Source organism: Streptomyces sp. cf386 (assembly GCF_900103585.1).
Taxonomy (GTDB): Bacteria; Actinomycetota; Actinomycetes; order Streptomycetales; family Streptomycetaceae; genus Streptomyces.
This window is the reverse complement of record NZ_FNHV01000005.1, coordinates 1-24,854: the sequence shown is the minus strand read 5'-3', so window position 1 is coordinate 24,854 and position 24,854 is coordinate 1. Positions and strand designations below refer to the sequence as shown.

Genomic DNA, 24,854 nt, shown 5'->3' with positions numbered 1-24,854 from the left:
AGAACGAGGATCGTGATCGCCTCGGTGGTCTCCGCGTTCTGGACGTAGTAGTCGCCCTCCGTGGCGAAGACCAGGGCCGTGTGGAAGAAGACCAGACCGAGGACCACGAGGACCCGGAGCAGGTCCAGTTCGCCGCGCCGGGGAGCCGTGGCCGGTGCCTGCGTCTGAGCGCTCATCCGCATCAGTGTGGCGGCGCCCCAGGGCTTCGCCCAGAGGAAGGGCTGCCTCCGGCACCGTCCGCCGGAGGCAGCCCCCGCGTGTACCCGAAGCGTCCGCCTCTGACGCCTCAGTGCACGCCGTTTGGGCGGAACTGCACGCTGATGCGCGGTCCCGCGGCGCGGGTGGTCTTCGGTACCGAGTGCTCCCAGGTCCGCTGGCAGGAGCCGCCCATCACGATGAGGTCGCCGTGCCCCAGCGGGCGACGCACCGTCTCGCCGCCACCCCGCATCGGACGCAGCAGCAGATCCCGGGGTGCGCCCACGGAGAGGATGGCGACCATGGTGTCCTCGCGGGCGCCCCGCCCGATCCGGTCCCCGTGCCAGGCCACGCTGTCCCGGCCGTCGCGGTAGTAGCAGAGCCCGGCCGTGGTGAACGGTTCGCCCAGCTCCTCGGCGTAGTGCGCGGTCAGTGCGTCCCGGGCCTCCGTGAGGACCGGGTGCGGGAGTACGTCGTCCGCGCCGTAGAAGGCGAGCAGGCGCGGTACGTCGACCACGTGGTCGTACATCGTGCGCCGCTCCGCACGCCACGGCACCTCGGCGGCGAGCTGTTCGAACAGCGCGTCGGCTCCGCTGAGCCAGCCGGGCAGGACGTCGATCCAGGCGCCCTGCGCGAGCCGGGTGCGGCGGATCCCGGCGAGGGACCCGAGCCGCAGCTCGTCGGTCTGGTCGAACAGGGAGCCCTGGAGGTGCGTGGCCATGGTTCCAGCGTACTCCTGAATCGAATATCTGTTCCCATTGGGTTTCCGGCCAGGCTCGTCGCCCCTCTTCGGATACATCGATGTATCGGATACATTCACGTATCGAATGGAGGTCCGGACATGGCGGTAGAGGAAACGACCCGGCGCGTCACCAAGCGCCGCGTCCGCACACGGGCCAATCTCCTCGACGCCGCGTTCGCCGTGTTCGCCGCCAAGGGGTTCGGCCGCGTCTCCATCGAGGAGGTCTGCGAGGCCGCCGGCTACAGCAGAGGCGCCTTCTACTCCAACTTCGACAGCCTGGACGAGCTGTTCTTCGCCCTGTACCAGCAGCGCGCGGACCTGATCGCCGAGCAGGTGTCCGGGGCGCTCGCCCTCGACGGGCCCGGCCTCGACGTGCCCGCCGCCGTGGACCGGGTCACCGAGATTCTGCTGCTGGACCGCGACTGGCTGCTGGTGAAGACGGACTTCCTGGTGCACGCCGCGCGTGACCCGGCCGTCGCCCGGACCCTGCTGGAACACCGCGCCCGGCTGCGCGGGGCGATCGCCGACCGGCTGGCCCGCGCGCGGGGACACACCGAACTGCCCGCCGTGCTCGGCGACATCGACGGCGCCGCCCATGCCGTGGTCGCCGCGTACGACGGCGTCACCACCCAACTCCTGCTGGACAACGACGTGGAGCACGCCCGCGTCCGGCTGGGCCAACTGCTCACCGCGCTGCTCACCGACGGCAGCGGCACCACCGCATAGCCACACCACAGCACAGCCACACCACCGCACAGCCAAACCACCGAATGAGGAAGGGACGGTCGCCATGGATGCCGACGTCATCGTCGTCGGAGCGGGACTCGCCGGCCTGGTCGCCGCGAGCGAACTGACCGGCCGGGGCCGCAGGGTCGCGCTGGTGGACCAGGAGAACGCCGCCAACCTCGGCGGGCAGGCGTTCTGGTCCTTCGGCGGTCTGTTCCTCGTCGACTCCCCGGAGCAGCGGCGCCTGGGCATCAAGGACTCCCTCGACCTGGCCTGGAGCGACTGGCAGGGCAGCGCCGGATTCGACCGGGTGGACGACGAGGACTCCTGGGCGGTGCGCTGGGCGCGCGCGTACGTCGAGTTCGCGGCCGGCGAGAAGCGGGCCTGGCTGGACGGGCACGGCATCAAGTTCCTGCCCACGGTGGGCTGGGCGGAGCGCGGCGACCTGCGCGCCCACGGCCACGGCAACTCCGTGCCCCGGTTCCACATCGCGTGGGGCACCGGTACGGGCGTCGTGGAGCCGTTCGTGCGGTACGCCAAGCAGGCCTCGCGCGACGGGCTGCTCACCTTCTACCACCGGCACCAGGTCGACGAGCTGGTCATCGAGGACGGGGCGGCACGCGGCGTGCGCGGCACGGTCCTGGCCGAGGACAACTCGCCCCGGGGTGTCGCCTCCAACCGCGACCGCGTCGGCGAGTTCGAGCTGACCGCACAGGCCGTGATCGTCACCACCGGCGGCATCGGCGCCAACCACGACATCGTCCGCCGTTACTGGCCCGAGCGGCTCGGCACCCCGCCCGCCGAGATGGTCACCGGCGTTCCCGCCTACGTCGACGGCCGGATGCTCGACATCAGCGCGGAGGCGGGCGTACGGCTGGTCAACCGCGACCGCATGTGGCACTACACCGAGGGCATCCAGAACTGGGACCCGATCTGGCCCGGCCACGGCATCCGCATCCTGCCCGGCCCGTCCTCCCTGTGGTTCGACGCCCTCGGCCGCCGCCTGCCCGACCCGTGTCTGCCGGGCTACGACACCCTCGGCACCCTCAAGTACCTGCGCACGACCGAGGACATCGCCGGCTACGACCACTCCTGGTTCATCCTCACCCAGAAGATCATCGAGAAGGAGTTCGCGCTGTCGGGCTCCGAGCAGAACCCCGACATCACCGCCAAGGACCGCGCCGGGTTCCTGAAGGAGCGCGTGCTCGGCAAGGGCGCCCCGGGACCGGTGGCGGCGTTCCTGCGCAACGGCGCGGACTTCGTGACCGCTCCGAACCTGGAGCAACTGGTCGAGAAGATGAACGAGCTGACGGACAAGCCGCTCCTCGACGCGGAGGGCCTGCGGCGCCAGATCGAGGCCCGCGACCTCCAGATCGCCAACCCCTACAGCAAGGACGCCCAGGTGCAGGGCATCCGCAACGCCCGCCGCTACATCGGCGACCGCCTCGGCCGCGTCGCCACCCCGCACCGCATCCTCGACCCTGCGGCCGGCCCCCTGATCGGCGTCAAGCTGCACGTCCTGACCCGCAAGACCCTCGGCGGCATCCAGACCGACCTCGACTCCCGCGCGCTCGCAGCCGACGGGACGCCCATCGACGGCCTGTACGCGGCCGGCGAGGTCGCCGGCTTCGGCGGCGGTGGCGTCCACGGCTACAACGCCCTGGAGGGCACCTTCCTCGGCGGCTGTCTCTTCTCGGGCCGGGCGGCGGGCCGGGCGGCGGGGCGGCAGACGGCCTGACGGTGACGTACGGCCCGTCTTCTCAAGCTTCGAGGAGGCGGGCCAGCACAGCGGCGTGACTCGCCTCCGGGGTCTTCGACGCGGTCAGCAGTGTCACATCGCCCTTGCTCGCCAACTCCCGCACGTGATCGACGAGTTCCGCAGCCTCGGGCGCGGCGAGCTCCGCCTCGTACCGCTCGGCGAACTCCTCGTACGACCTCTCGTCCGCGTGGTACCAGCGCCGCAGTTCGGTGGACGGCGTGAGCCCCTTGGGCCACTCGTCCACCCGCGCGGCATCCTTCGACAGGCCGCGCGGCCACAGCCGGTCCACCAGGACGCGCACGCCGTCCTCGGGCTCGGGTGCTTCGTACACACGGCGGATGCGAACGCTCATGATCGGCCCCTTCTCGGACGCTCGCGCTCGGATGCGAGTCCCTCGGATGCTCGCGGCGACCCGTCGGATCGGACGGATCCTTACAAGTTTCTTATAAGCGTTGGTCAAGGTCTGTGCATGATCACGCACAACTCCGGTGTCGCCCTACTGGTCGCCTCCCTGCTGCTGACCGGCTGTGGCGCCGATGCCACACCGACGCCGGATGAAGAGCCCGCTGTCACCCGCACCCCCGGGCCCGAGGCCGCCGCCGGCGCCCCTGCCGAGGCCGCCGCCGCCGAGGCGGCCGCGCGAAGGCTGCCCGGACTGGGCCCCGTGACCAGGGCCGGGGTGCCGCCCGAGACCCGGCAGGCCCTCGTCGTGACCGGACGCGGCAGGAACTCCTCACACTCCACCGTCGTCTTGTACGAGCGCACCGACACCGGCTGGAAGGCGGGCAGCAGCTGGCCCGCTCGCAACGCGCTGCGCGGCTGGACCGACCACCACCTTGCCGGCGACATGCGCTCACCCATCGGGGTCTTCACACTGACGGACGCCGGGGGCCTGCTCAATGACCCCGGGACCAGGCTGTCGTACGACTACGGCGACGGATTCATCGCCAGCGGTACCGGCTTCGAGGGCGAACCCCTCGCCGGTTCCTTCGACTACGTGATCGCCATCGACTACAACCGCACGACCGGCACCTCGCCCCTCGACCGGACCCGCCCGCTCGGCGATGGACGCGGCGGCGGCATCTGGCTCCACGTGGACCACGGAGCGCCCACCCAGGCCTGCGTGAGTCTCGCGCGGGAGCACATGAGGCTGCTGCTGCTGGCGCTGGATCCCGAGCGGCATCCCGTCGTCGTCATGGGCGATGCCGAGTCGCTGGCCCGCTGACGTCCCCCGAACGGCTCAGGATCCGCCGCCGAGCCCGACGGCGCGGTTCCGTGGCCCATGGGTCATCCGGCCCGCTGCCGCAACGCCCGTCGCTCGGCCTCGCTCTTGCCGCCCCAGATCCCGATGAACTGGTCCATGTCGAGCGCCCAGCGCAGACACTGATCCCGGACCGAGCAGCGTCGGCAGACGGCCTTAGCCTGCTCCGTCTGCAGCACGGTCGGTCCGGACGTGCCGATCGGGTAGAAGAGGTCGGGGTCCTCATGGCGGCAGGCGGCGCTGTTTCGCCAGTCGTCCATCAAAGTCACCTGCGATCGTCGAACGTGCCCTCGGTGATGAATTACTCGTTTTCGAGTCGCCTGTCGATGCGCGAGTGAAACCCCGTTGGACCCCGGCAGATCCGGTCACTGTTCGCGCATGCCCCACGGGGAGCCGTACGCGGTCAGCAGATCCAGGAAGGGGCGGGCCGGGAAGGCCTCCGGACCCAGTACGCCCGCGCCCGACCAGGCGCCGGTGGCGAGGAGTTCGAGGGCCACGACCGGGTTGATCGCGGTCTGCCACACCACGGCCTGACTGCCGTACTCCGCCATGGACCACTGGTTGTCGACCACGTGGTACAGGTACACCTCGCGCGGCTTCCCGTCCTTGACGCCCTGCACCCAGGTGCCCGCGCAGGTCTTGCCGTGCATCCGCTCGCCCAGCGTCGCCGGGTCCGGCAGACACGCGGCGACGACATCCCGGGGCGAGACGCGCACAGGCCCGTCGGCGCTCGGCACGGTCACCGGCGCGGTGCTGTCGAGGCCCAGCAGGTGCAGCGTCTTCAGCGTGCTGACGAACTCCTCGCCCAGGCCGTACTTGAAGGTCACCCGGCGCGCGTCGACCCAGCGTGGCATCAGGAGCACCTCCTCGTGCTCGACGTTCACGCACTCGACCGGGCCGATACCCTCGGGGAAGTCGAACACCTCGGGCTCGCTGAACGGTTCGGTGGTGAACCAGCCGCGCCCCTCCTCGTGGACCACCGGCGGATTGAGACACTCCTCGATCGTCGTCCAGATGCTGAAGGACGGCGCGAAGTCATAGCCGTCGACGGTGAGGTTCGCACCGTCACGGACGCCGATCTCCTCGATCTCGTCGAAGAGCTCGTCGGCCGCGTACCGGGCGAACACGTCCGACAGACCCGGCTCCACGCCCATGCCGACCAGGGCCAGCGCGCCCGCCTTCTCCCAGTCGGCCGCCTGCTCGAACTGGGCGTCGCCCAGCTTGACCCCGCACTCCTCGTACGGTCGCTGCGGATGCGGCCGCGACAGCGACATCGCCATGTCCACATACGTGGCCCCGGCCGTGCGCGCGGCCTGGAACAGCGGCATCACGAAGCGCGGGTCGGTGGCGTTGAGGAGCACGTCGCACGCGTGCCGCTCCAGTAGCGCGGTGACCGCCGCCTCGTCGCTCGCGTCCACGCGCTCGGCCCGGAACCGGGCGTCGCCGTCGAGCGCCCCCACGGCCGCCTCGGCGCGCCCGAGGTCGTAGTCGGCGACCACCATCGCCTCGAAGAACGGACGCCGGGCCGCGATCCGGGTGACGGCGGTACCCACACCGCCGGCGCCCACGAGCAGTACACGCATGACATGACTCCCTCGACTGAAGGTCACTGAAGGTCTACGACGTGATGGGGCCCCGCCGGAGATACAACGCCTCCCGGTCACGTAAGGTCAATGGCGTTGGCATAAGGCGAGGGCCTGCGGCATACGGACGGAGAGCATCGTGCCGAAACCAGTCGTTCCCGAGGAGAAACGACGCCGACGACGTCCCACGAAGAGCGGCACCGTGCTCTCCGAGCGGCTCATCGTCGAGACGGCGCTGCGCATGCTGCGTGAACACGGCAGCGCCGGCCTCACCGCCCGCCGCCTCGGCCTGGCCCTCGACGCCGACCCCAGCACGCTGTACCGGTACTTCCGCGGCATGGACGAGCTGACCCTCGCCATCGGTGACGCCCTCATCGGCCAGGCGCTTCAGGGCTGGGAACCGGCGGGGGAGTGGCGGGAGGACCTGCGCGCCGTCGGGCTGCGCATCCACGCCGCGTACGTCGCCCACCCGCAGGCCGCCGTCCTGACCACGAACCGGGTCACCGGGCGCGCCAACGAACTCGCCGCCGACGAGGCCGTGTTGGACATCCTGCGCAGCGCGGGGTTCCCGCTGGGGGACACCGTGCGCATCTATCACGCCTTCATCGATCAGACCCTTGCCTTTGCCGCGCTCGACGCGGCGTCGTTGGCTCTGCCGAGTGACTCGTTGCGCGCTGACGAGGGTATGTGGCGCTCTACGTATGCGCGGCTGCCTCGTAGCAGCCATCCTCGGATCGCCGAGGCGGCGCCTCTGCTGGCGAACCTGATGGTGACAAGCGCCTATCCGACGGCTCTGGAGATGCTTCTGGACAGCGTGGCCGGCCAGCGGGAGGCGTTGCGGTAGCGGTCCGCTGATGGTGCCACGCTGGGTTGTCTTGGGTCTGCGGCGGTGTCGTGGCCGGTCGCGCAGTTCCCCGCGCCCCTTTGGGGCGTTGCAGAACCGGCGGTGAGAAGCGCCCGACCCGTTCAGCGGCGCAGTGACTCCGCCGCCGTTGCCGTCACCGCCTTCGTCACCGCGGCCAGTGCCGGTGAGTCCAGTTTCCACTGCTGCCAGTACAGCGGGACGTCGACCGGGCGGTCCGGGGCCAGTTGGACGAGGCGGCCGTCCTCGAAGAGGGGTTCCGCCTGTACCTCGGGGAGCATGCCCCAGCCCAGGCCGGCGCTCACGGCGGACAGGAAGCCCTCCGAGGTGGGGACGTAGTGCCGTACCGCACTCGCGCCGGTGCGGGTTCGCCGCAGTGCGCGGACGAACGCGTCCTGGAGATCGTCGCTGCGGTCGAAGGCCATCACCGGCGCCTGTGCGAGCGCTTCCCGCAGGGAGCCGGCGAGATGGCGTTCGGCGAACTCCGGGCTCGCCGCGGCCAGATAGCGCAACCGGCCGAGCGGACGTACGGAGCAGCCCGCCACGGCATCGGGTGCCGAGGTCACCGCGGCCATCACCAGCCCCTCCCGCAGCAGCGTCGCCGTACGGCTCTCGTCCTCCCGCCGCAGCTCGAAGCAGAGCGGCGGCTCTTGGGGCACCCGCGTGAGTGCCGGCAGGAACCACGTCGCCAGCGAGTCGGCGTTGACCGCGATCGACACCCGGGTCGCGTCCCCGGCCCCGCTCATCCCCAGCTCGGCCCGCGCATCCCGCTCCAGCCGCGCCAGCTGACGGGCGAACCGGACGACGACCTCACCCGACTCGGTCGGCCGCACCGGCTTCGTCCGCACCAGCAGCACCCGCCCCGTGCGCTGCTCCAACGCCTTCACCCGCTGGCTGACCGCCGACGGCGTCACATGCAGCGCGGCGGCGGCCGCGTCGAAGGTGCCCTCGTCCACCACCGCGAGCAGGGTCCGTACATGGTCGAGGGGAAGCTCCGTCAGCTCTGTGCGCATCCGTGCCCTGTCTCATGAGCAATGACGTCTTAATCAATGCTAATGATACGTAAGAATCTTTAGCTGTACGTCAAGAGATCGCTTCCCTAGCGTCAATGGCATGACAAACGCCTTGACCACCGCTGCGGCCGGATTCGGCACCGGCCTCTCGCTCATCGTCGCCATCGGCGCCCAGAACGCCTTCGTCCTGCGCCAGGGGATCCGGTGCGACGCCGTTCTCGCCGTCGTCGGCATCTGCGCCCTGTCCGACGCGGTCCTCATCACCCTGGGTGTGGCCGGCGTCGGCGCGGTGGTCGTGGCGTGGCCCGGTGTGCTGACTGCGGTCGCGTGGATCGGCGGGGCCTTCCTGCTCTGCTACGGCGCTCTCGCCGCCCGCCGGGTCATCCGGCCCGGCGGCGCTCTGGTGACGGACGGCGCCGCGGCGGGGTCACGGCGGCGGGCGGTGCTGACCTGTCTCGCGATGACCTGGCTCAACCCGCACGTCTACCTCGACACCGTGTTCCTGCTCGGCACGGTCGCCGCCGACCGTGGCCCGATGCGCTGGACGTTCGGACTCGGCGCGGTACTGGCGAGCCTGTGCTGGTTCGCCGCGCTCGGCTTCGGGGCGCGGCTGCTGAGCCGCCACCTCGCCAAGCCGGGGGCCTGGCGTGTGCTGGACGGTCTGGTCGCGGCAACGATGATCGGGCTGGGTGCCACCCTCATCGCCGGAAGCTGAGACGCGGATCCGAACACCTGGGCGGTGCTGCCATAGTGATCTCCGGCTTGAAAAGATGTAACGAGCATCCAGGAAGCGCGTGGACACCAGCGAGAGCAGTACCGAACCACAGGAGAAGGACCCTTCCGCGGTAGAAACCCAGCGGCGCGGCCGGCGTCGCTGGGCGATGGACACCCGGCCGCTGCGCCGCCCGGCCTACCGCCGTCTGTGGTCCTCGACCATCGTCACGGCCGTCGGCAGCCAGCTTACGGCGGTCGCGGTGCCCAAGCAGATCTACGACATCACCGGCTCCTCGGCGTGGGTCGGCGCCGCGAGCCTCGCCGGACTGCTGCCGCTCGCGGTGTTCGCACTGTGGGGCGGCGCGATCGCCGACAGCATGGACCGGCGCAAGCTGCTGCTGATCACCAACAGCGGCATCGCCGTCACCTCGGTGCTGTTCTGGCTCCAGGCCGTCACCGGCCTCGACTCCGTGCCCACGCTGATGGTGCTGCTCGCCGTGCAGCAGGCGTTCTGGGGGCTCAACGCCCCGGCCCGCAACGCCTCCATCGCCCGTCTGGTCCCGGCCGACGAACTGCCCGCCGCGAACGCCCTCGGCTCGACCGTCATGCAGACCGGCCAGGTGGTGGGGCCGTTGCTCGCCGGTGTGCTCATCCCCGTCATCGGCCTGGCCGAGCTGTACCTCATCGACGCGCTCGCCCTGTGCGTCACCGTCTGGGCGGTCGTACGGCTGCCCGCGCTGCCGCCGCCGGCGAGCACGACCGGCACCGGGAAGCGGCGCGCGGGTGTGCGCGAGATCGCGGAGGGCTTCCGCTACATCGCCCTGCACAAGGTGCTGTTGCTGTCCTTCCTGGCCGACGTCATCGCGATGGTCTTCGGCATGCCCCGCGCCCTGTTCCCCCAACTGGCGAGCCAGAACTACGCGTCGTACGGCGAGGGGCTGGCCCTCGGTCTGCTGTTCGCGGCGATCCCGATCGGCGCGGTGGCCGGCGGACTGTTCTCCGGCACGTTCTCCCGGGCCCGTCGGCACGGCTGGATGGTGATCGGCGCGGTCGTCGCCTGGGGCGCCGCCATCACCGGCTTCGGGCTGAGCGGCAGTCTGTGGCTCGCGGTGGTGTTCCTGGCCCTCGCCGGGGTCGCCGACATGGTCTCGATGGTGTTCCGCGGGGCGATCCTGCTGTCCGCCGCCAGCGACGAGATGCGCGGCCGGATGCAGGGCGTGTTCACGGTCGTCGTCGCGGGCGGACCGCGCCTCGCCGACGTCCTGCACGGCACGGCGGGCTCGGCCTTCGGCGCGCGTACGGCAACGGTGGGCGGCGGCCTGCTGGTCGTCGTCCTCATGCTGGGCCTGGCCGTCGCGGTCCCTGCCCTGCGCCGCTACCGGATCTGAAGCGGCGCAGAGCAGACCGAGCCCGACGCGGCAGAGCACCCGCTTCCCGCGCTCAGAGCACGCTGCGCCGGTGCTGCCCGTACTGCTCCATCAGCTTGCCCCGGGTCATCTCCAGCCGGTGGGCGAGGATTTCGGCGACGTGCCGCACCAGCGACATCCCGAGCCCCGGATCCTCCTCGCACAGCCGCAGCACCTCCGCCGCCTCGAACTCGTAGGCCCGCACGGGACTGAAGGCCTCCGCGCCGAAATCCCACTGGAACGGCGGGAACAGCCAGGACCAGCCGAGCAGGTCGCCCGCACCGAGGCTGGCGACGGTGACCCGCTGGATGGACGTCACACGCTGGTCGAGGGAGACGGCGCCCGAGCGGATGACCCAGAAGCGGTCGGCCGTGCCGCCCGCCTCGAAGATCCGGGCGTCCTCCGGGAAGGAGACCTCCCGTGCGAGCGACATCAGGCGCTCGCGCTGAGGCTGCGGAAGGGCAGTCAGCAGTTTGATCGCTTTGGTCATGACACGGGGCTCCTCGCCGAGGACTGAGGTTCCGGTGCTTTCCCTGCGTCCATTTCAGCCGCTGCCGCCGCGCTGAGCACCTCGGCGGACGGCGGTTTCGGCCGGGAATCTCGCGCGGCGGGTCGCCGAGGGCATGAAAAAGCCCTGGCTGGACGGGGGAGGCCAGCCAGGGCCGTAGGTGGTGGTGCGCGGGGGACGGATGCGGTCTACCCCGTGACCACGTATGTATGAACCGTAAACCATCTTGGGGGATTCTGCGTAACCGTGACCGGGGTACGTGACCGGTTTCACTCCGATCCATGTTTCAAGTCTGCTCTGAGTGCCTCCCCGGGGTCACGATCTCGTCCAGCACCGCGATCACGGTCTCGTAGGCCAGCGTCCGTACGGCGGCGTCGCGGGCCGCCTCCGGATCGGTCGACCTCAGCGTCTCGCTCCGTGCCCGCCACGTCCGCTCCTCCTGCCGGGCACAGGTCCTGGCGCGCTGCATCCGCCGCAGCAGTTCGACTGAGTCCACGACATCGGTCATGCCCTACGCGTACCCCGTATCGCCTCGATGATCGGTCATCCCTCCCGTGCCTTCACCGGTACGCCCAGCGGACGGGCCAGACCGGCCACGCCCTCGTCGAGGCGTTGCAGATGCCGCAGGACGCGGTCGGTGACCCGGCCGTAGCGCGGGGCACCGGGGACGTCCGGTCCCAGGAGCGAGGCGATGCTCGGGCCGGTCTCGATGCCGTCCGTCGCGTGCTCGCCGGTGACATGCGCGGAGATCGCCTCGATGTTGTGCGCGATTCGCCCCGCTGCCCGGCGCAGCCGGGGATCCGCAGCGATCGACGGGTGGGTCGGCAGCAGCTCGGCCGTCGCGGCGAGGGAGCGCGCGTGGTAGGCGCACGTCTCCAGCAGCGCGACGACATAGCGGGCGGTCTCACGCCGCGCCCGCAGGGGCGTCACCGGATGCGTGAGCGGCTGGGTGGCGGCCCGCAGATCGGCCAGCGACTGGTCCAGGTCGCGTGCCTGGTCCAGCAGCTCGTCGGGCGGCCCGCCGCTCAGCTGGTCGACGGCGCTGCGGGTGACCTCGCCGAGCCGTTCCAGCACGGTGGCGAGGAGTTCGTTCGTACGGCGGTCCGTCTGCACCGGCAGCACGAAGGCGGCCGCGATCACCCCGCAGGCCGCGCCGAGGGCCGTCTCCTCGATGCGCAGCACGAGCACCGAGAGGCTGTAGGTGTGCAGCAGGGTGTAGAGGAGGCCCAGCGCCGCGGTGACGAAGAAGGACATCAGCGTGTAGGACAGCGGTGCCGAGTAGAACATCGCGAAGACGAACAGCAGCACCAGCGCGAACGCCGTCCAGGTGTGGTGCCCCACGGCGCCCGCCAGCACGATGCCCGCCAGGACGCCGAGGACCGTGCCCAGCAGGCGGCGGTAGCCCTTGACCAGGATCTCGCCGGTGGACGCGGTGTTGAGGAACACGATCCAGCAGGTCAGCACCGCCCAGTACCAGCGGTCCCGGGACAGCATCTCGCCGCCGACGATGGCCAGCGCCGACCCCACGGCGACCTGCACGGCGGCACGGGTGGTGGGCCGCCGCAGACCCCGGAGTTCCTCCGCCGGCTCTTCCTCCTCGGCGTCGAGCACGGCGTCCTCCGCGTCCAGCTCCTCGCGCGAGCGGGCCGTGGCGGGGGTGTCGTCCGCTTCGTCCTGGGCCCCGCCGAGGGCGATCCGCAGCCCGAGGACCGCTCGGGAGGCCTCGCCGATGCGGCGGAAGACGTCCTGCACGGCGGGGGAGGCGTCGGGCAGGTTCTCCTCGTCGCGATAGCCGAGGAGCCGGTTGCGGAGGTGGGCCACCGAGGTCCCGGCGGCCTGGTCGACGGGGCGCAGGACGAGCAGGCGCAGCGCCTCCAGGTCACGTCGCAGCGTGGCCGTCGCCACGTCCCGTACGGGCTGCCGTCCGCCCGAGGGGACGGGCGCGTCCGGCAGATGCAGGGTCAGCGTGTCCACGCGCTCGGCGCCGCGTGCGCCGAGCAGCGACAGCCCGAGACGCTCGGCGGCGATCTCGGCGTCCGCGACCCGCCGTTGGATCAGCCGGGCTGCGGCCTCGTCGGCGGTCCCCTCCGCCAGCCGGCCCTGGATCAGCAGCGCCGTCTCGTGCAGCCGCGCGGTGCCCTCGCGCACCCGCTCCAGGGCCCGGTCCGCCTCCTCCGGGCCGGCGTCGAGCAGGTCGAGCTGAGCCGACAGCAGCTGGGCCAGCCGGGCGCGGAAAGCATCCCGCAACCGCTGGAGCACTCCCGACGGTGTCTCCGGCACGAGCACGAAACGCACCAGCGCGCTGCACCCGAAGGCCACCGCGACCGCGCCGCACAGCTCAGGCAGGTCGTCGACGGTGGCGCCGACGAAGAGGGACATGAAGTAGATCTGGAAGCCGATCAGGCCGAGTGCGGTGCCTCGGTCGCCGAATCTTCTGCCGTAGACGGCACAGAAGATGAGCGCGACGAAGACCAGGTCGCCCGCCAGGACGTTGCTGTGCAGAACCGCCGCGACCGTCATCGACGCCAGCGCCACCGGAAGCCCCAGTGCGAGCGTGACGGCCTGCTGTCCGCGCTGTTTCTCCCGGATGGCGAAGGTGGCGACCATCGCGGCCAGGGCGCCCGCCACCAGGTGGGTCACATCGGTGCCCAGCAGGGCGAGCACGGTGAGCGCGAGGGCTATCGCGCCCACCGTCCGCAGCCCTGCGCCCAGCCGCAGCAACCCCGGGTCCGAGGCCGCGACACGGTCGCGCAGCCGCGCCCGGACCGGCCCTCCCGCTGCCGCGGTGGTCACCTCGCTCAGCCGGACGTCTCCTCGGCGGGGCCCTTCCCGCCGACCTGCTCCCGCAGCTGCTCCGGCGTCAGATACGCGTGGACGAGCTCGAAGTCCTTCAGCTTGGCCGGACTGCGGGACAGAAACCCGGTGCGCACGAAGTCGTCCCCGGCCACGGCGTTGAGCAGCCAGTTCGTCATGACGCGGGTCTTGGCGACGTTGGTGCGCAGCGCCGACCAGTGGTAGCCGCGGGCGACGGCCATCGCGGGCAGGCCCTTCAGCTCGATGCCGATGGGCTTGGAGACGGCGTCGCGTCCGCCGAGGTCGACGACCAGGCCGAGATCCTTGTGCTTGTACGGCCGCAGCGGCTTCTCGCGCAGGGCCGCGATGACGTTGTCGGCCACGACCTTGCCCTGGCGCATGGCGTGCTGGGCGGTGGGCGGGCAGACGGCGCCCTCCTCGTCCTTCGCCACATCGGGCACCGCGGCGGCGTCGCCGAGCGCGAACACCCCGTCGTGCCCGGGCAGGTTCATCTCGGCGGTGACCGCGAGTCGGCCCCGGACCGTCTCCGCGCCCAGCGTGCCGATCAGCGGGCTGGCGACGACACCGGCGGTCCAGATCAGCGTGCGGGTGGGGATCACCCGGCCGTCGGTGAAGGTGACCTCCTCGGGACCCGCCTTCGCGATGGACACGCCGAGGGAGATGTCGATGCCCCGCTTGCGCAGGATCTTCTGCGCGTCGTCGCCGAGTTTCTCGCCCAGCTCGGGCATCAGCCTCGGCGCGATGTCGATCAGATGCCACTTGATGAGGCTCGGATCGATCCGCGGATAGCGCTTGACCGCGTTGTGCGTCAGCATCTGCAGACACGCGGCGGTCTCGGTGCCCGCGTACCCGCCGCCGACCACCACGAACTGCAGCCGTGCCGCGCGCTCGTCGGGATCCTGGCTGGCGTCGGCGAGGTCGAGCTGGGAGATGACGTGGTCGCGGAGGTAGGTAGCCTCCGCGAGTGTCTTCATGCCGTACGCGTGGTCGGTGAGCCCCGGGATGTCGAAGGTGCGGGTGATGCTGCCGGGCGCCAGCACGATGTAGTCGTAGGGCTCGTTGACGATCTTGTCGGTGATGGTGCGGACGACGCAGACCTTGGCCGCGAGGTCCACGCCGATGGCGCCGCCCGGGATGATCCGGGTGCGGTACCTGCGGCTGCGGCGCAGCGAGACGGCGATCGACTGGGGAGTCAGGACGCCGGAGGCGACCTGGGGCAGAAGCGGCAGATAGAGCTGGTAGGAGGACGGCGTCACCAAGGTGATCTCGGCCTCGTCGGGGGAGAGTCTGCGTTCCAGCCGGCGTACACAGCCGACTCCGGCGAAGCCTGCGCCAACCACCAGGATCCTGGGTCGTGTCACGGTGATCATCCCTTCTGCGGCTCCAGGCCGTGTGCCTCGACGACGTTCGCCTGCCCCTGGATCGCTGCTTCGCACGCCTCGATCCCACCGTGCCACCGGTCGTTCCGCCAGCCGGGAGCAGCAGGCAGACGAATGCGTCGTCAGCCACCTTGCCCCAACCCGTGCGGGGGCACACCGGTTCGGCGATGAAAGACGTGTACGCGTGATCTCTTGACGGTTCGTTGGTCTGGACCTAACGTCCGTCTCGCTCGTCTAAATCAAGGATCAGAGTTCATGTAGATGAACAGGAGGCAGGATGCTCGCACGCCTGCGCACCCTCACCGTCACCTCCGCACTGTGCGCCACCTCCTTGCTCGCCGCCCCACACGCCTTCGCCGAAGTCGAGCCCGGTGGCTGGCAGTCCGTGTCGCCCGGCTACTCCGTGCAGGAGCGGGGCTGCGGCCAGGTCGACGGCCTGACGTTCCGGCTCACCTGCTCCACCGCGAGCGGCGACCAACGGGCTGAACGGCGCTACGCCACCTACACCGGCGGAACGCGCCAGTTCGAGGGCTACTTCCGCATCACCAGCCTCAGCGGCACCCGGATCAGCCTCAAGCAGACCTTCCACGAGTCGGGATCCGGCCCGTACTTCATGCTCGCCGTGGAGCGCGGCGGCAGGCTGTACGCCGTGCACGGCGGCACCACGCTCTCCAACGCCGGGACCGTCGGCGCGACCGTCCGCGTCAACACCGTCCACCAGGTCGGCGTCGAGCACCGCACCTACATCAACGGCTCGCTCAAGCACACCTACGCGAGCCCCGGCGGCAGCTTCTACGACAAGTTCGGCGCCTATCGCACCAACAGCGGCAGCGGGCCGGCCACCGTGGAGTGGAGTGACATCCGCTTCTGGCGCAAGTAGCGGTCGCCGTATGCGAGGAAAGGCGCGCATCGCAGCGTCGGCAGCGCTGGTCCTGGCGCTGTCGGCCTGCACGGCCGGCCCGGAACAGCCCCTTCGAGGTGTCCTCGCGACGCCCACCGACGTCGACCTCGACTGGACGGACGGCCGACCAGGAGTCGCCGGCCACATGCTGGAGTTCGCGACCGAGGAGGCGGGCCCCTACACCGTCCTGGACCATCTGCCCCGGCAGGTGTCGAGTTACCGCCACCCCGACCTCATGCCGGACACGACGTTCTTCTACCGACTGTGGACCTACCGAGGTCCCGTGTTCCGCCCGCTCCGCGCCGAACTGCCGGACGCCATCCGCTTCACCTGGACCGACACCTCCTCGGACGAGGACGGATTCCTCCTGGAGGCGCGCAAGGAGCACGGCACCGGGTACGAACCCGTCGCCGTCCTCGATCCTGACGTCACCGGTACGACACTGGCCACCCTGCCCGGAGACGAACACGCCACCTTCCGGATCCGCGCCTTCGTCCTCGGCGAGCGGTCGAATGTCGTACGCCTCACCACGGGCGAGTAGCCGCGCTCAGCGGAAGACGTTGTCCGCGTCGTCCCAGTGCGCGAACTCGTCCGACAGATGCTCCCGGGGCGCGCGCGAGCGGGCCTGGTACATCGCGTCGATCTGCAGCGCGTAGTGCCGCACGATCGCGTCCCGGCGCAGCTTCATCGACGGCGTCAGCAAGCCGCTGGCCACGTCGAACGGCTCGGGCAGCACCCGGAACACACGGATGGACTCCGGCCGCGACACCGCGCTGTTGGCGGCGGCCACGGCCCGGGCGATCTCCTCCCGCAGCGTGTTCTCCTCCCGCGCCACCCGGGTCCGCGCGTCGCTGCGTGCCGCGAGGGAGTCCCGCCAGAACGCCAGGAAGTCCGGGTCCAGGGTGATCAGGGCACCGACACAGGGCCGGTTGTCGCCCACGACCACCGCCTGATGCACCAGCGGATGCATTCTGAGCCGCTGCTCCAGGAGCGCCGGGGAGACGCTCTTGCCGCTGCTCGTGACGACGACGTCCTTCTTGCGCCCGGTGATCGTGAGATAGCCGTCGGAGTCCAGCCGCCCGAGGTCCCCGGTGGCCAGCCAGCCGCCGCGCAGCGCCGCCCGCGTCGAGGCCTCGTCGTGGACGTAGCCCTGGAACACCGACGGCCCCCGCACGAGGATCTCCCCGTCGTCGGCCACCCGGATGTCCATGCCGGGCAGCGCCTGCCCGACCGTCCCCGACATCTCCCGGCCCAGCGGCTGGGCCGTGACGCCGCCGCTCGTCTCCGTGAGCCCGTACCCGTCGTTCACGTAGATGCCGACGCCCTCGTAGAAGAGGGAGAGTTCACGGTTCAGGGACGAGCCGCCGGACGTCCCCAGCATCACCCGGCCGCCCAGCGCGGCGCGGAATTTGCGGTACACCGTCCGCTCGTACAGGGCGTGTTGCAGTCGCAGATCGAAGCCGGGCCCCGGCCCCCCGCCCAGCCGCTGCCGTTCCAGTGCCGCCGCGAAGTCCCGCGCGGTGTCGGCGGCCCGCTCGAACAGCGCCCCCCGGCCCGCCTGTTGGGCCGTACGCAGGGCGTTCTTGTAGATCTTCTCGAAGATCGACGGCACGGCGCAGAAGTAGGTGGGCCTGAAGCTGCGCAGGGCAGCCGACAGTCCCTCCTCGCGCAGGTCGGGTTCGTGGCCCATCATCATGCCGCCGCGGATGCACAGGGTCTGCAGCAGGAGCCCGTACACATGGGAGAAGGGCAGGAAGGCGAGCACGGACGCCTGTCCTCCCGGCGGCACCACCTTGTGGCCCCAGCCCGTGAGGAGTGTGTCGCAGGGGCTCGCCAGATTCCGGTGACTCAGGGCGCAGCCCAAGGGCCGGCCCGTCGTACCGGAGGTGTAGGCGACGACCGCGGTGGAGTCCGGCAGCACGATACGGCGCAGCGACTCGACCGTGGCGAGCGGAATGAACTCACCCCGCTCCACAAGCTGTTGCAGTCCCCCCGCGTCCAGCTGCCAGACATGGCGCAGTTGCGGCAGCGATCCGCAGACCGAGCCCACCGTCATGACGGCCTGTTCGTCCTCGACCACCACGGCCACGCACTCCGCGTCCCGCAGGATCCACTCGACCTGGTCGCGCGAGGCCGTCGGGTAGATCGGGACCACCTCGGCGCCCACCGTCCACAGCGCGTGGCTGAGCACCGTCCACTCGTACCGGGTGCGCGCCATGATGGCCACGCGATGGCCCGGCGAGATCCCGGACGCGATCAGCCCCTTGGCCAGATCGGTCACCTCGTCGCGCATTTCAGCGGCCGTCACCTCCTCCCAGACGGTGGAGAAGGGGTCGGGGCGGCGTGCGAGCAACGGCAACGTGGGATTGTGGGCCGCCGTCTCGAAGACGCTGTCGGCGAGCCCGCCGGTCAGGGTGGTGACGGTCGGGGGAGCGAGGCCGAGATCGCGCATGCGCTGCTCCTGGTGCGTACCGGGTGTGACGTAACCGATGAGTTCCGTTATCAACGGTGCCCGAATCTAGCCCAGCCGAGAGCGCGCGGTGCCCGGAACTGACAATTGACCCCGTTCGGTGATCTCGGCCTCAAGGACAGGGCGACAGCCACACCGTCGCGAGCGGTGGCAGGGTCAGCCGGATGTGCCCGTCCTCCGGCTTCACCGGGGCGGGGTTGGTGACATCGCCGCCGCCGTAGCGCGCTGCGTCGGTGTTGAGGGTCTCCTGCCAGGCGTTGACATGGTCCGGCGCCCAGAGGCGGTAGTCGTGGCGGACCACGGGGGAGAAGTTGCTGACGGCGAGCAGCGCGCTGCCGTCGGCCCCGTACCGCAGGAAGGCGAAGACGTTGTCGTCGGCCGCGTCCCCCAGCACCCACTGGAAGCCACCGGGGTCGGTGTCCCGCTCCCACAGGGCCCCCGTCGCCCGATAGCACGCGTTGAGGTCACGCACCAGGTCCTGCACGCCCCGATGGTCGCCCGCCGACGCGTACCCGGGATCGAGCAGCCACCACTCGGGACCGTGCGCCTCCGACCACTCGGCGCCCTGGGCGAACTCCTGCCCCATGAAGAGCAGTTGCTTGCCGGGGTGGGCCCACATGAAGCCCAGGTAGGCACGGTGGTTGGCGCGGCGCTGCCACCAGTCGCCGGGCATCTTGGAGACCAGCGCCTGCTTGCCGTGCACGACCTCGTCGTGGGAGATCGGGAGGACGTAGTTCTCGCTGTAGGCGTACACCATCGAGAAGGTCATCTCGTTGTGGTGGTACTTGCGGTGCACCGGCTCCTTGGCGACGTACTGCAACGAGTCGTGCATCCACCCCATGTTCCACTTCAGCCCGAACCCCAGCCCGCCGCTGTCCGTCGGCCGGGTCACCCCGCCCCAGGCGGTCGACTCCTCCGCGATCGTGACGACCCCCGGATTGCGCCGATACACGGTCGCGTTCATCTCCTGCAGGAACGCCATCGCGGCCAGGTCCTCCCGCCCGCCGAACGCGTTCGGCGCCCACTGCCCGGAGTCCCGCGAGTAGTCGAGGTAGAGCATCGAGGCGACAGCGTCCACCCGCAGCCCGTCGATGTGGAACTCCTCGCACCAGTACGTGGCGTTGGCGACGAGGAAGTTGCGCACCTCGGTGCGCCCGTAGTCGAACTCGAACGTCCCCCAGTCCGGGTGCTCGGCCCGCCGCGCGTCCCCGGGTTCGTACAGCGGGTCCCCGTCGAAGCGGCTGAGCGCCCAGTCGTCCTTGGGGAAATGGGCGGGCACCCAGTCCACGATCACGCCGATGCCGGCCTGGTGCAGGGCGTCCACCAGGTACTTGAAGTCGTCGGGCGTACCGAGCCGCGCGGTCGGCGCGTAGAAGCCGGTGACCTGATAGCCCCAGGAACCCGCGAACGGATGGTGCGCGACCGGCATGAACTCGACGTGGGTGAAGCCGAGGCCGCCCACGTACGCGGGCAACTCCTCGGCGAGTTGGCGGTACGTCAGCCCCGGCCGCCACGACGGGAGGTGGACCTCGTAGACCGAGAAGGGGGCCTCGTGCACCGGGACGTCACCCCGGTGCGCCATCCACTCCGCGTCGCTCCACTCGTAGTGCGAGGCATGCACGATCGACGCCGTGTCCGGCGGGACCTCCGCGCGTCGCGCCATCGGATCGGCCTTGAGGAACCGGCCGCCGTACCGGGAGGTGATCTCGAACTTGTACCGGGTGCCCTCGCCGATGCCCGGCAGAAACAGCTCCCACACCCCGGACGCCCCGAGGGAGCGCATCGGGAACGCCGTCCCGTCCCAGCAGGTGAAGTCCCCTGCAACCCGCACGCCTTGCGCGTTCGGCGCCCACACCGTGAAGCGGGTGCCGGTCACGCCCTGATGGGTCATGGGCTCGGCGCCGAGTGCCTTCCACAGCTCCTCGTGCCGTCCCTCACGGATGAGGTGCAGATCGAGCTCGCCGAGAGCGGGCAGGAAGCGGTACGGGTCCTGGACCTCACGCTCGTCGGACCCGTCCTCCGCGTACGACACCAGCAGCGTGTACGCGGGGACGGCGTCCAGTGGCAGGACGCCGGAGAAGAGGCCGCCCCCCTCCGAGACCAGCCCCGTGCGCTCCCCGTCGACCACCACGCTCACCGCACGCGCGAACGGGCGCAGCGCCCGGAAGGCGATCCCGCCCGGCACCGGACGGGCGCCGAGCAGCGCGTGCGGATCGTGGTGGGCGCCCGACAGCAGGCGATCGCGGTCGGCCGGATCGAGTGCGGGCGCGGCGGCGCTCCGGCCAGGTCCGGCCGGCTCGGGGCGCGAGGTCTCGTGCAGGGCCATGGGGTCAGGCTCCTCTCACGGCGAGGCGTTCGATCGCCGCCATCGGTACGGGCAACCAGTCGGGTCGGTGCCGGGCCTCGTACAGCACCTCGTACACGGCGCGGTCGGTCTCATAAGCACGCAGCAACCCGTGCTTCTTGCGCGGATCCCACCCGGCGCCGGCGGCATAGCCCGCGCAGTAGGCCTCCCGGCAGCGGCGCGCCCACTCCGGACGCCACGGGCGGCGCTGCCGGGCGGCGTAGTCGAAGGAGCGCAGCATGCCTGCGACGTCCCGCACCGGGGAGTGGACGCCGCGCCGCTCGGCGAGCGGGCGGGACGGCTCACCCTCGAAGTCGATGACGAACCACTCCCGGCCGGCCCGCAGCACCTGACCCAGATGCAGGTCGCCGTGGATGCGCTGGGCGGGCGGCCCGGGATCGCAGCCGGCGAGGGCGCCGAAGGCGGTGCGCAGGCCGGGGACGTATGGCCGCAGCGCGGGGACGAAGTGCGCGGCGTTCTCCAGGCGCTCGGTCATCGCCGCCGCCGTTCGGCCGTTCTCGCCGCGGGCCCGGGAGGGGAACGCCGACGCCAGCGCCAGGTGCACCTCCGCCGTCGCCCGCCCCAGCTGACGGGCCTCCGCCGTGAAGTCGCCGCCCGAGGCCAGGGCGTCCAGCGCCAGGGTCCAGCCGTCGGAGGCGTCCCGCAGGAACGGCTGCAGCACCCCGAGCGTCGCCTCCCAGGGATGCGTCGTCCGGAACCAGGCCACGGGAGCCGGTACCCGACGGCAGCCCTGCTCGGCCAGCGCGCCGGACAGCTCCAGGTCGGGGTTGACGCCCGGCTGGATGCGCCGGAAGAGCTTCAGGATGTACGCGTCGCCGTACACCAGCGAGGAGTTGGACTGCTCGGCGTCCAGCAGCCGAGGCACGAGCCCCGCGGGCAGCGACGCGGACGGGTCCGCCTCGAAGCGCAGCGGACCGGCCGCGCCCGGATGCCGCAGCCGGTCCAGCAGCAGCTGGGCCGAGCGGGGGTCCTGCAGCGCGTCGAAGACCGTCAGACCGGCCAGCGGCCCTTCCTCCGCCTGGCCGATGAGCGCCCGGCCGAGCCGCGGCGACAGCTGCTGCCGTACGCCGAGCAGCAGTTGGTAGCAGTCGCCGGCCGGGGGAGTGCCGCCCGGTGAGGGCACCGCCGAGTGACCGGCGTGCACCAGCAGATGCAGACAGCCCGGGAACAGCTCCGTCATCGACAGCAGCGCCAGGTCGGTGACGGGCCGGTCCTTGCCCGCGAACCAGCGCTGCCGTGGCAGCCACTCGCGCAGCAGTCCGGCGAGTGACGCCATGGGGCTCGCGTCGACCGTACGGCCCGGTCGGGGAGATGCGGTCTTCTGCATGGTGACCCGTCCTTTCCTCGGCACGCGCTCGAAGCTCAGGCTCAAAGCCGTCTGCCGATGCGGGATGCGACTCGGGTGAGCCGGAACCAGTAGAAGCCGTGGCCCCCGAGGGTCAGCAGATACGGCAGCTCGCCGATCGCCGGGAAACGGACCCCGCCGAACAGCTCCACCGGATGGCGCCCGCTGAACTCACGCAGGTCGAGTTCGGTGGGCTGCGCGAACCGCGCGAAGTTGTTCACGCAGAGCACGAGGTCGTCCTCGTACTCGCGCAGGAAAGCGAGGACCGCCGGGTTGGAGGACTGGAGTTCCGTGTAGGTGCCGAGTCCGAAGGCGGGGTTCTGCTTGCGGATCTCGATCATGCGGCGGGTCCAGTGCAGCAGGGAGGACGGGGAGGCCATCGAGGCCTCGACGTTCGTCACCTGGTAGCCGTAGACCGGGTCCATGATCGTGGGCAGGCAGAGCTTCCCCGGGTCGCAGGTGGAGAAGCCCGCGTTGCGGTCCGGGGTCCACTGCATCGGCGTGCGGACGGCGTCACGGTCGCCGAGCCAGATGTTGTCGCCCATGCCGATCTCGTCGCCGTAGTAGAGGATCGGGCTGCCCGGCAGGGCGAGCAGCAGGGCCGTGAACAGCTCGATCGAGTGACGGTCGTTGTCGAGGAGCGGGGCGAGCCTGCGCCGGATGCCGATGTTGGCGCGCATCCGCGGGTCCTTGGCGTACTCCGCCCACATGTAGTCGCGTTCCTCGTCGGTGACCATTTCGAGGGTCAGCTCGTCATGGTTCCGGAGGAAGATGCCCCACTGGCAGCGGGCGGGAATGGCCGGGGTCTTGGCGAGGATTTCCGAGACGGGGTAGCGGGATTCCCGCCGTACGGCCATGAAAATGCGCGGCATGACGGGGAAGTGGAAGGCCATGTGGCATTCGTCGCCGCCGTTTTGGTAGTCGCCGAAGTAGTCGACGACGTCCTCGGGCCACTGGTTGGCCTCCGCCAGCAGCGCCGTGTCCGGGTACTGGGCGTCGATTTCCTTGCGTACCCGCCTGAGGAATTCATGGGTCGCGGGAAGGTTCTCGCAGTTCGTCCCTTCCTCCGCATACAGGTACGGCACCGCGTCCAGCCGGAAGCCGTCGATTCCCAGGTCCAGCCAGAACCGCAGGGCGGCGAGGATCTCCTCCTGCACGGTCGGGTTCTCGTAGTTCAGGTCCGGCTGGTGGGAGAAGAAGCGGTGGAAGAAGTACTGCTGGCGAACGGGGTCGTACGTCCAGTTGGAGGCCTCGGTGTCGACGAAGATGATGCGGGCGTCGGCGTAGGCCTTGTCGTCGTCGGCCCATACGTAGTAGTCGCCGTAGGGGCCGTCGGGGTCCTTCCTCGACTCCTGGAACCACGGGTGCTGGTCGCTGGTGTGGTTCATGACGAAGTCGATGATGACCCGCATACCGCGCTGGTGGGCGGAGTCCACGAATTCGACGAAGTCGGCGAGGTCGCCGAATTCGGGGAGTACGGCGGTGTAGTCGGAGACGTCGTAGCCGCCGTCCCTGAGCGGTGATTTGAAGAAGGGCGGCAGCCACAGGCAGTCGACGCCGAGCCATTGCAGGTAGTCGAGTTTCGCGGTGAGGCCTTTGAGGTCGCCGATGCCGTCGCCGTTGCTGTCCTGGAAGGAGCGGACCAGGACCTCGTAGAAGACGGCGCGCTTGAACCAATCCGGGTCACGATCCTTGGCAGGCGTGTCCTCGAAGGTGTCCAGCACGGGCTCGTTGACGGTCATGACGCGGGGGACCCTCCGATCTGCGGTGGGGATGCCTGGACATGGAGCACGTGCGCGGGCACCCTGCCGGGCTCCAGACGTACGTAGTTGGTCCTGCCCCAGCGGTAGGTCTCACCCGTCAGTTCGTCGTGCACGGACAGGGAGGCATCCCAGTCCAGGCCGAGTTGCGGCATGTCCAACGAGACCGTGGCCTCCTGGGTGTGGTGGGGGTCGAGGTTGGCGACCACCAGAACCGTGTTCGATCCCTTCCGCTTCGAGTAGGCGATCACCGCCTCCTGGTCCGCGTGATGGAAGTGCAGATCGCGCAGCTGCCGTAGCGCGGGGTTCGCGCGCCGGATCGCGTTGAGCGTGGTGATGAGGGGCGTGATGGTGCGGCCTTCCCGCTCGGCGGTTTCCCAGTCGCGGGGGCGGAGTTGGTACTTCTCCGAGTGGAGGTATTCCTCGCTGCCCTTGCGCAGGGGGGTGTTCTCGCAGAGTTCGTAGCCGCTGTAGACGCCCCAGGTGGGGGAGAGGGTGGCGGCGAGGACGGCGCGGACCTCGAAGGCGGGGCGGCCGCCGTTCTGGAGGTAGGCGTGCAGGATGTCGGGGGTGTTGGCGAAGAAGTTGGGCCGCATGTAGGCGGCTGCCTCGCCGGAGAGTTCGGTGAGGTAGTCGGTGAGTTCCTGTTTGGTGTTGCGCCAGGTGAAGTACGTGTACGACTGCTGGAAGCCGGTCTGGGCCAGGGTGTGCATCATCGCCGGCCGGGTGAACGCTTCCGCGAGGAAGATCACGTCGGGGTCGGTGCGGTTGATGTCTGCGATCACCTTCTGCCAGAACAGGACCGGCTTGGTGTGCGGGTTGTCGACGCGGAAGATCCGCACCCCGTGGTCCATCCAGTGCCGCAGGACGCGCAGGGTCTCGGCGGTCAGGCCGTCGAGGTCGGCGTCGAAGGCGATGGGGTAGATGTCCTGGTACTTCTTCGGCGGGTTCTCGGCGTAGGCGATGGTGCCGTCGGGGCGGTGGTGGAACCACTCGGGGTGTTTGTGGACCCAGGGGTGGTCGGGGGAGCACTGCAGGGCGAAGTCGAGGG

The 24,854-nt window shown here is 70.4% G+C and carries 22 protein-coding genes; 8 read left to right on the top strand and 14 right to left on the bottom strand.

What is annotated here, in order from left to right; all coding sequences use genetic code 11:
• Positions 1-286 precede the first annotated feature (286 nt).
• Positions 287-916, bottom strand: a complete 630-nt coding sequence (locus tag BLU79_RS14055) for an alpha-ketoglutarate-dependent dioxygenase AlkB (protein WP_093906079.1) — start codon at positions 914-916, stop codon at positions 287-289.
• 120 nt (positions 917-1,036) lie between these two features.
• On the opposite strand from BLU79_RS14055, the gene BLU79_RS14050 reads away from it, so the two are divergent.
• The gene (locus BLU79_RS14050; protein ID WP_093906078.1) at positions 1,037-1,663 is read left to right on the top strand and encodes a TetR/AcrR family transcriptional regulator; all 627 of its coding nucleotides are present in this window, start codon (positions 1,037-1,039) and stop codon (positions 1,661-1,663) included.
• Between the two features lie 64 nt (positions 1,664-1,727).
• Positions 1,728-3,401: an FAD-binding dehydrogenase gene (locus BLU79_RS14045; protein WP_093906077.1), complete on the top strand. Its 1,674-nt coding sequence runs from the start codon at positions 1,728-1,730 to the stop codon at positions 3,399-3,401.
• Positions 3,402-3,423: 22 nt separating this feature from the next.
• On the opposite strand, the gene BLU79_RS14040 is transcribed toward BLU79_RS14045, so the two are convergent.
• Positions 3,424-3,774: a DUF488 domain-containing protein gene (locus BLU79_RS14040; protein ID WP_093906076.1), complete on the bottom strand. Its 351-nt coding sequence runs from the start codon at positions 3,772-3,774 to the stop codon at positions 3,424-3,426.
• Between the two features lie 117 nt (positions 3,775-3,891).
• Between BLU79_RS14040 and BLU79_RS14035 the strand changes: the two genes are divergently transcribed.
• Positions 3,892-4,647, top strand: a complete 756-nt coding sequence (locus tag BLU79_RS14035) for a hypothetical protein (protein WP_093906075.1) — start codon at positions 3,892-3,894, stop codon at positions 4,645-4,647.
• Between the two features lie 62 nt (positions 4,648-4,709).
• Here BLU79_RS14035 and BLU79_RS14030 read toward each other — a convergent pair whose 3' ends face one another.
• Both BLU79_RS14030 and BLU79_RS14025 read right to left on the bottom strand, forming a co-directional pair.
• Positions 4,710-4,943, bottom strand: a complete 234-nt coding sequence (locus BLU79_RS14030) for a WhiB family transcriptional regulator (RefSeq protein ID WP_093906074.1) — start codon at positions 4,941-4,943, stop codon at positions 4,710-4,712.
• Between the two features lie 105 nt (positions 4,944-5,048).
• Positions 5,049-6,266, bottom strand: coding sequence for a saccharopine dehydrogenase family protein (locus BLU79_RS14025; RefSeq protein ID WP_093906073.1), 1,218 nt, complete (start codon positions 6,264-6,266; stop codon positions 5,049-5,051).
• Positions 6,267-6,405: 139 nt separating this feature from the next.
• Between BLU79_RS14025 and BLU79_RS14020 the strand changes: the two genes are divergently transcribed.
• A complete protein-coding gene (locus BLU79_RS14020) occupies positions 6,406-7,110 on the top strand; it encodes a TetR/AcrR family transcriptional regulator (RefSeq protein ID WP_093906072.1) in 705 nt (234 codons plus the stop codon).
• Between the two features lie 122 nt (positions 7,111-7,232).
• On the opposite strand, the gene BLU79_RS14015 is transcribed toward BLU79_RS14020, so the two are convergent.
• The gene (locus BLU79_RS14015) at positions 7,233-8,141 is read right to left on the bottom strand and encodes a LysR family transcriptional regulator ArgP (RefSeq protein ID WP_093906071.1); all 909 of its coding nucleotides are present in this window, start codon (positions 8,139-8,141) and stop codon (positions 7,233-7,235) included.
• A 100-nt stretch (positions 8,142-8,241) separates the two neighbouring features.
• Between BLU79_RS14015 and BLU79_RS14010 the strand changes: the two genes are divergently transcribed.
• Positions 8,242-8,856: a LysE/ArgO family amino acid transporter gene (locus BLU79_RS14010; protein ID WP_093906070.1), complete on the top strand. Its 615-nt coding sequence runs from the start codon at positions 8,242-8,244 to the stop codon at positions 8,854-8,856.
• A gap of 79 nt (positions 8,857-8,935) precedes the next feature.
• Positions 8,936-10,243 (top strand): MFS transporter, encoded by a 1,308-nt coding sequence (locus tag BLU79_RS14005; protein WP_093906069.1) that lies wholly within the window; start codon positions 8,936-8,938, stop codon positions 10,241-10,243.
• Positions 10,244-10,295: 52 nt separating this feature from the next.
• Here BLU79_RS14005 and BLU79_RS14000 read toward each other — a convergent pair whose 3' ends face one another.
• The 4 genes from BLU79_RS14000 to BLU79_RS13985 form a co-directional block, all read right to left on the bottom strand.
• A complete protein-coding gene (locus tag BLU79_RS14000; protein ID WP_093906068.1) occupies positions 10,296-10,751 on the bottom strand; it encodes a cyclic nucleotide-binding domain-containing protein in 456 nt (151 codons plus the stop codon).
• Positions 10,752-11,055: 304 nt separating this feature from the next.
• Positions 11,056-11,277: a hypothetical protein gene (locus BLU79_RS13995; protein ID WP_093906067.1), complete on the bottom strand. Its 222-nt coding sequence runs from the start codon at positions 11,275-11,277 to the stop codon at positions 11,056-11,058.
• A 35-nt stretch (positions 11,278-11,312) separates the two neighbouring features.
• Positions 11,313-13,562: an FUSC family protein gene (locus BLU79_RS13990; protein WP_256333295.1), complete on the bottom strand. Its 2,250-nt coding sequence runs from the start codon at positions 13,560-13,562 to the stop codon at positions 11,313-11,315.
• A gap of 5 nt (positions 13,563-13,567) precedes the next feature.
• Positions 13,568-14,953, bottom strand: coding sequence for an NAD(P)/FAD-dependent oxidoreductase (locus tag BLU79_RS13985; RefSeq protein WP_177001019.1), 1,386 nt, complete (start codon positions 14,951-14,953; stop codon positions 13,568-13,570).
• Between the two features lie 286 nt (positions 14,954-15,239).
• On the opposite strand from BLU79_RS13985, the gene BLU79_RS13980 reads away from it, so the two are divergent.
• Positions 15,240-15,842: a hypothetical protein gene (locus BLU79_RS13980; RefSeq protein WP_093906065.1), complete on the top strand. Its 603-nt coding sequence runs from the start codon at positions 15,240-15,242 to the stop codon at positions 15,840-15,842.
• A 10-nt stretch (positions 15,843-15,852) separates the two neighbouring features.
• The gene (locus BLU79_RS13975; RefSeq protein WP_177001018.1) at positions 15,853-16,404 is read left to right on the top strand and encodes a fibronectin type III domain-containing protein; all 552 of its coding nucleotides are present in this window, start codon (positions 15,853-15,855) and stop codon (positions 16,402-16,404) included.
• 6 nt (positions 16,405-16,410) lie between these two features.
• Here the strand turns inward: BLU79_RS13975 and BLU79_RS13970 are convergent, their stop codons facing one another.
• The 5 genes from BLU79_RS13970 to BLU79_RS13950 form a co-directional block, all read right to left on the bottom strand.
• Complete coding sequence (locus BLU79_RS13970) at positions 16,411-18,315, bottom strand: AMP-dependent synthetase/ligase (protein ID WP_093906064.1); 1,905 nt, start codon at positions 18,313-18,315, stop codon at positions 16,411-16,413.
• A gap of 130 nt (positions 18,316-18,445) precedes the next feature.
• Positions 18,446-20,659: a 1,4-alpha-glucan branching enzyme gene (glgB, locus tag BLU79_RS13965; protein WP_093906063.1), complete on the bottom strand. Its 2,214-nt coding sequence runs from the start codon at positions 20,657-20,659 to the stop codon at positions 18,446-18,448.
• 4 nt (positions 20,660-20,663) lie between these two features.
• Positions 20,664-22,025, bottom strand: a complete 1,362-nt coding sequence (locus BLU79_RS13960; RefSeq protein WP_093906062.1) for a maltokinase N-terminal cap-like domain-containing protein — start codon at positions 22,023-22,025, stop codon at positions 20,664-20,666.
• Positions 22,026-22,066: 41 nt separating this feature from the next.
• Positions 22,067-23,785, bottom strand: a complete 1,719-nt coding sequence (gene treS / locus BLU79_RS13955; RefSeq protein ID WP_093906061.1) for a maltose alpha-D-glucosyltransferase — start codon at positions 23,783-23,785, stop codon at positions 22,067-22,069.
• The coding region (locus tag BLU79_RS13950) for an alpha-amylase family protein (RefSeq protein WP_371131862.1) at positions 23,782-24,854 on the bottom strand (1,073 nt) is incomplete at its 5' end. The genes treS and BLU79_RS13950, both read right to left, overlap by 4 nt.

What these genes read in the sequence shown, in the direction of transcription:
- BLU79_RS14055 (WP_093906079.1), bottom strand. Translation starts at nt 916, where the DNA reads ATGGCCACGCACCTCCAGGGCTCCCTGTTCGACCAGACCGACGAGCTG.
- BLU79_RS14050 (WP_093906078.1), top strand. Translation starts at nt 1,037, where the DNA reads ATGGCGGTAGAGGAAACGACCCGGCGCGTCACCAAGCGCCGCGTCCGC.
- BLU79_RS14045 (WP_093906077.1), top strand. Translation starts at nt 1,728, where the DNA reads ATGGATGCCGACGTCATCGTCGTCGGAGCGGGACTCGCCGGCCTGGTC.
- BLU79_RS14040 (WP_093906076.1), bottom strand. Translation starts at nt 3,774, where the DNA reads ATGAGCGTTCGCATCCGCCGTGTGTACGAAGCACCCGAGCCCGAGGAC.
- BLU79_RS14035 (WP_093906075.1), top strand. Translation starts at nt 3,892, where the DNA reads ATGATCACGCACAACTCCGGTGTCGCCCTACTGGTCGCCTCCCTGCTG.
- BLU79_RS14030 (WP_093906074.1), bottom strand. Translation starts at nt 4,943, where the DNA reads ATGGACGACTGGCGAAACAGCGCCGCCTGCCGCCATGAGGACCCCGAC.
- BLU79_RS14025 (WP_093906073.1), bottom strand. Translation starts at nt 6,266, where the DNA reads ATGCGTGTACTGCTCGTGGGCGCCGGCGGTGTGGGTACCGCCGTCACC.
- BLU79_RS14015 (WP_093906071.1), bottom strand. Translation starts at nt 8,141, where the DNA reads ATGCGCACAGAGCTGACGGAGCTTCCCCTCGACCATGTACGGACCCTG.
- BLU79_RS14010 (WP_093906070.1), top strand. Translation starts at nt 8,242, where the DNA reads ATGACAAACGCCTTGACCACCGCTGCGGCCGGATTCGGCACCGGCCTC.
- BLU79_RS14000 (WP_093906068.1), bottom strand. Translation starts at nt 10,751, where the DNA reads ATGACCAAAGCGATCAAACTGCTGACTGCCCTTCCGCAGCCTCAGCGC.
- BLU79_RS13995 (WP_093906067.1), bottom strand. Translation starts at nt 11,277, where the DNA reads ATGACCGATGTCGTGGACTCAGTCGAACTGCTGCGGCGGATGCAGCGC.
- BLU79_RS13985 (WP_177001019.1), bottom strand. Translation starts at nt 14,953, where the DNA reads ATGATCACCGTGACACGACCCAGGATCCTGGTGGTTGGCGCAGGCTTC.
- BLU79_RS13980 (WP_093906065.1), top strand. Translation starts at nt 15,240, where the DNA reads ATGCTCGCACGCCTGCGCACCCTCACCGTCACCTCCGCACTGTGCGCC.
- BLU79_RS13975 (WP_177001018.1), top strand. Translation starts at nt 15,853, where the DNA reads ATGCGAGGAAAGGCGCGCATCGCAGCGTCGGCAGCGCTGGTCCTGGCG.
- BLU79_RS13970 (WP_093906064.1), bottom strand. Translation starts at nt 18,315, where the DNA reads ATGCGCGATCTCGGCCTCGCTCCCCCGACCGTCACCACCCTGACCGGC.
- glgB (WP_093906063.1), bottom strand. Translation starts at nt 20,659, where the DNA reads ATGGCCCTGCACGAGACCTCGCGCCCCGAGCCGGCCGGACCTGGCCGG.
- BLU79_RS13960 (WP_093906062.1), bottom strand. Translation starts at nt 22,025, where the DNA reads ATGCAGAAGACCGCATCTCCCCGACCGGGCCGTACGGTCGACGCGAGC.
- treS (WP_093906061.1), bottom strand. Translation starts at nt 23,785, where the DNA reads ATGACCGTCAACGAGCCCGTGCTGGACACCTTCGAGGACACGCCTGCC.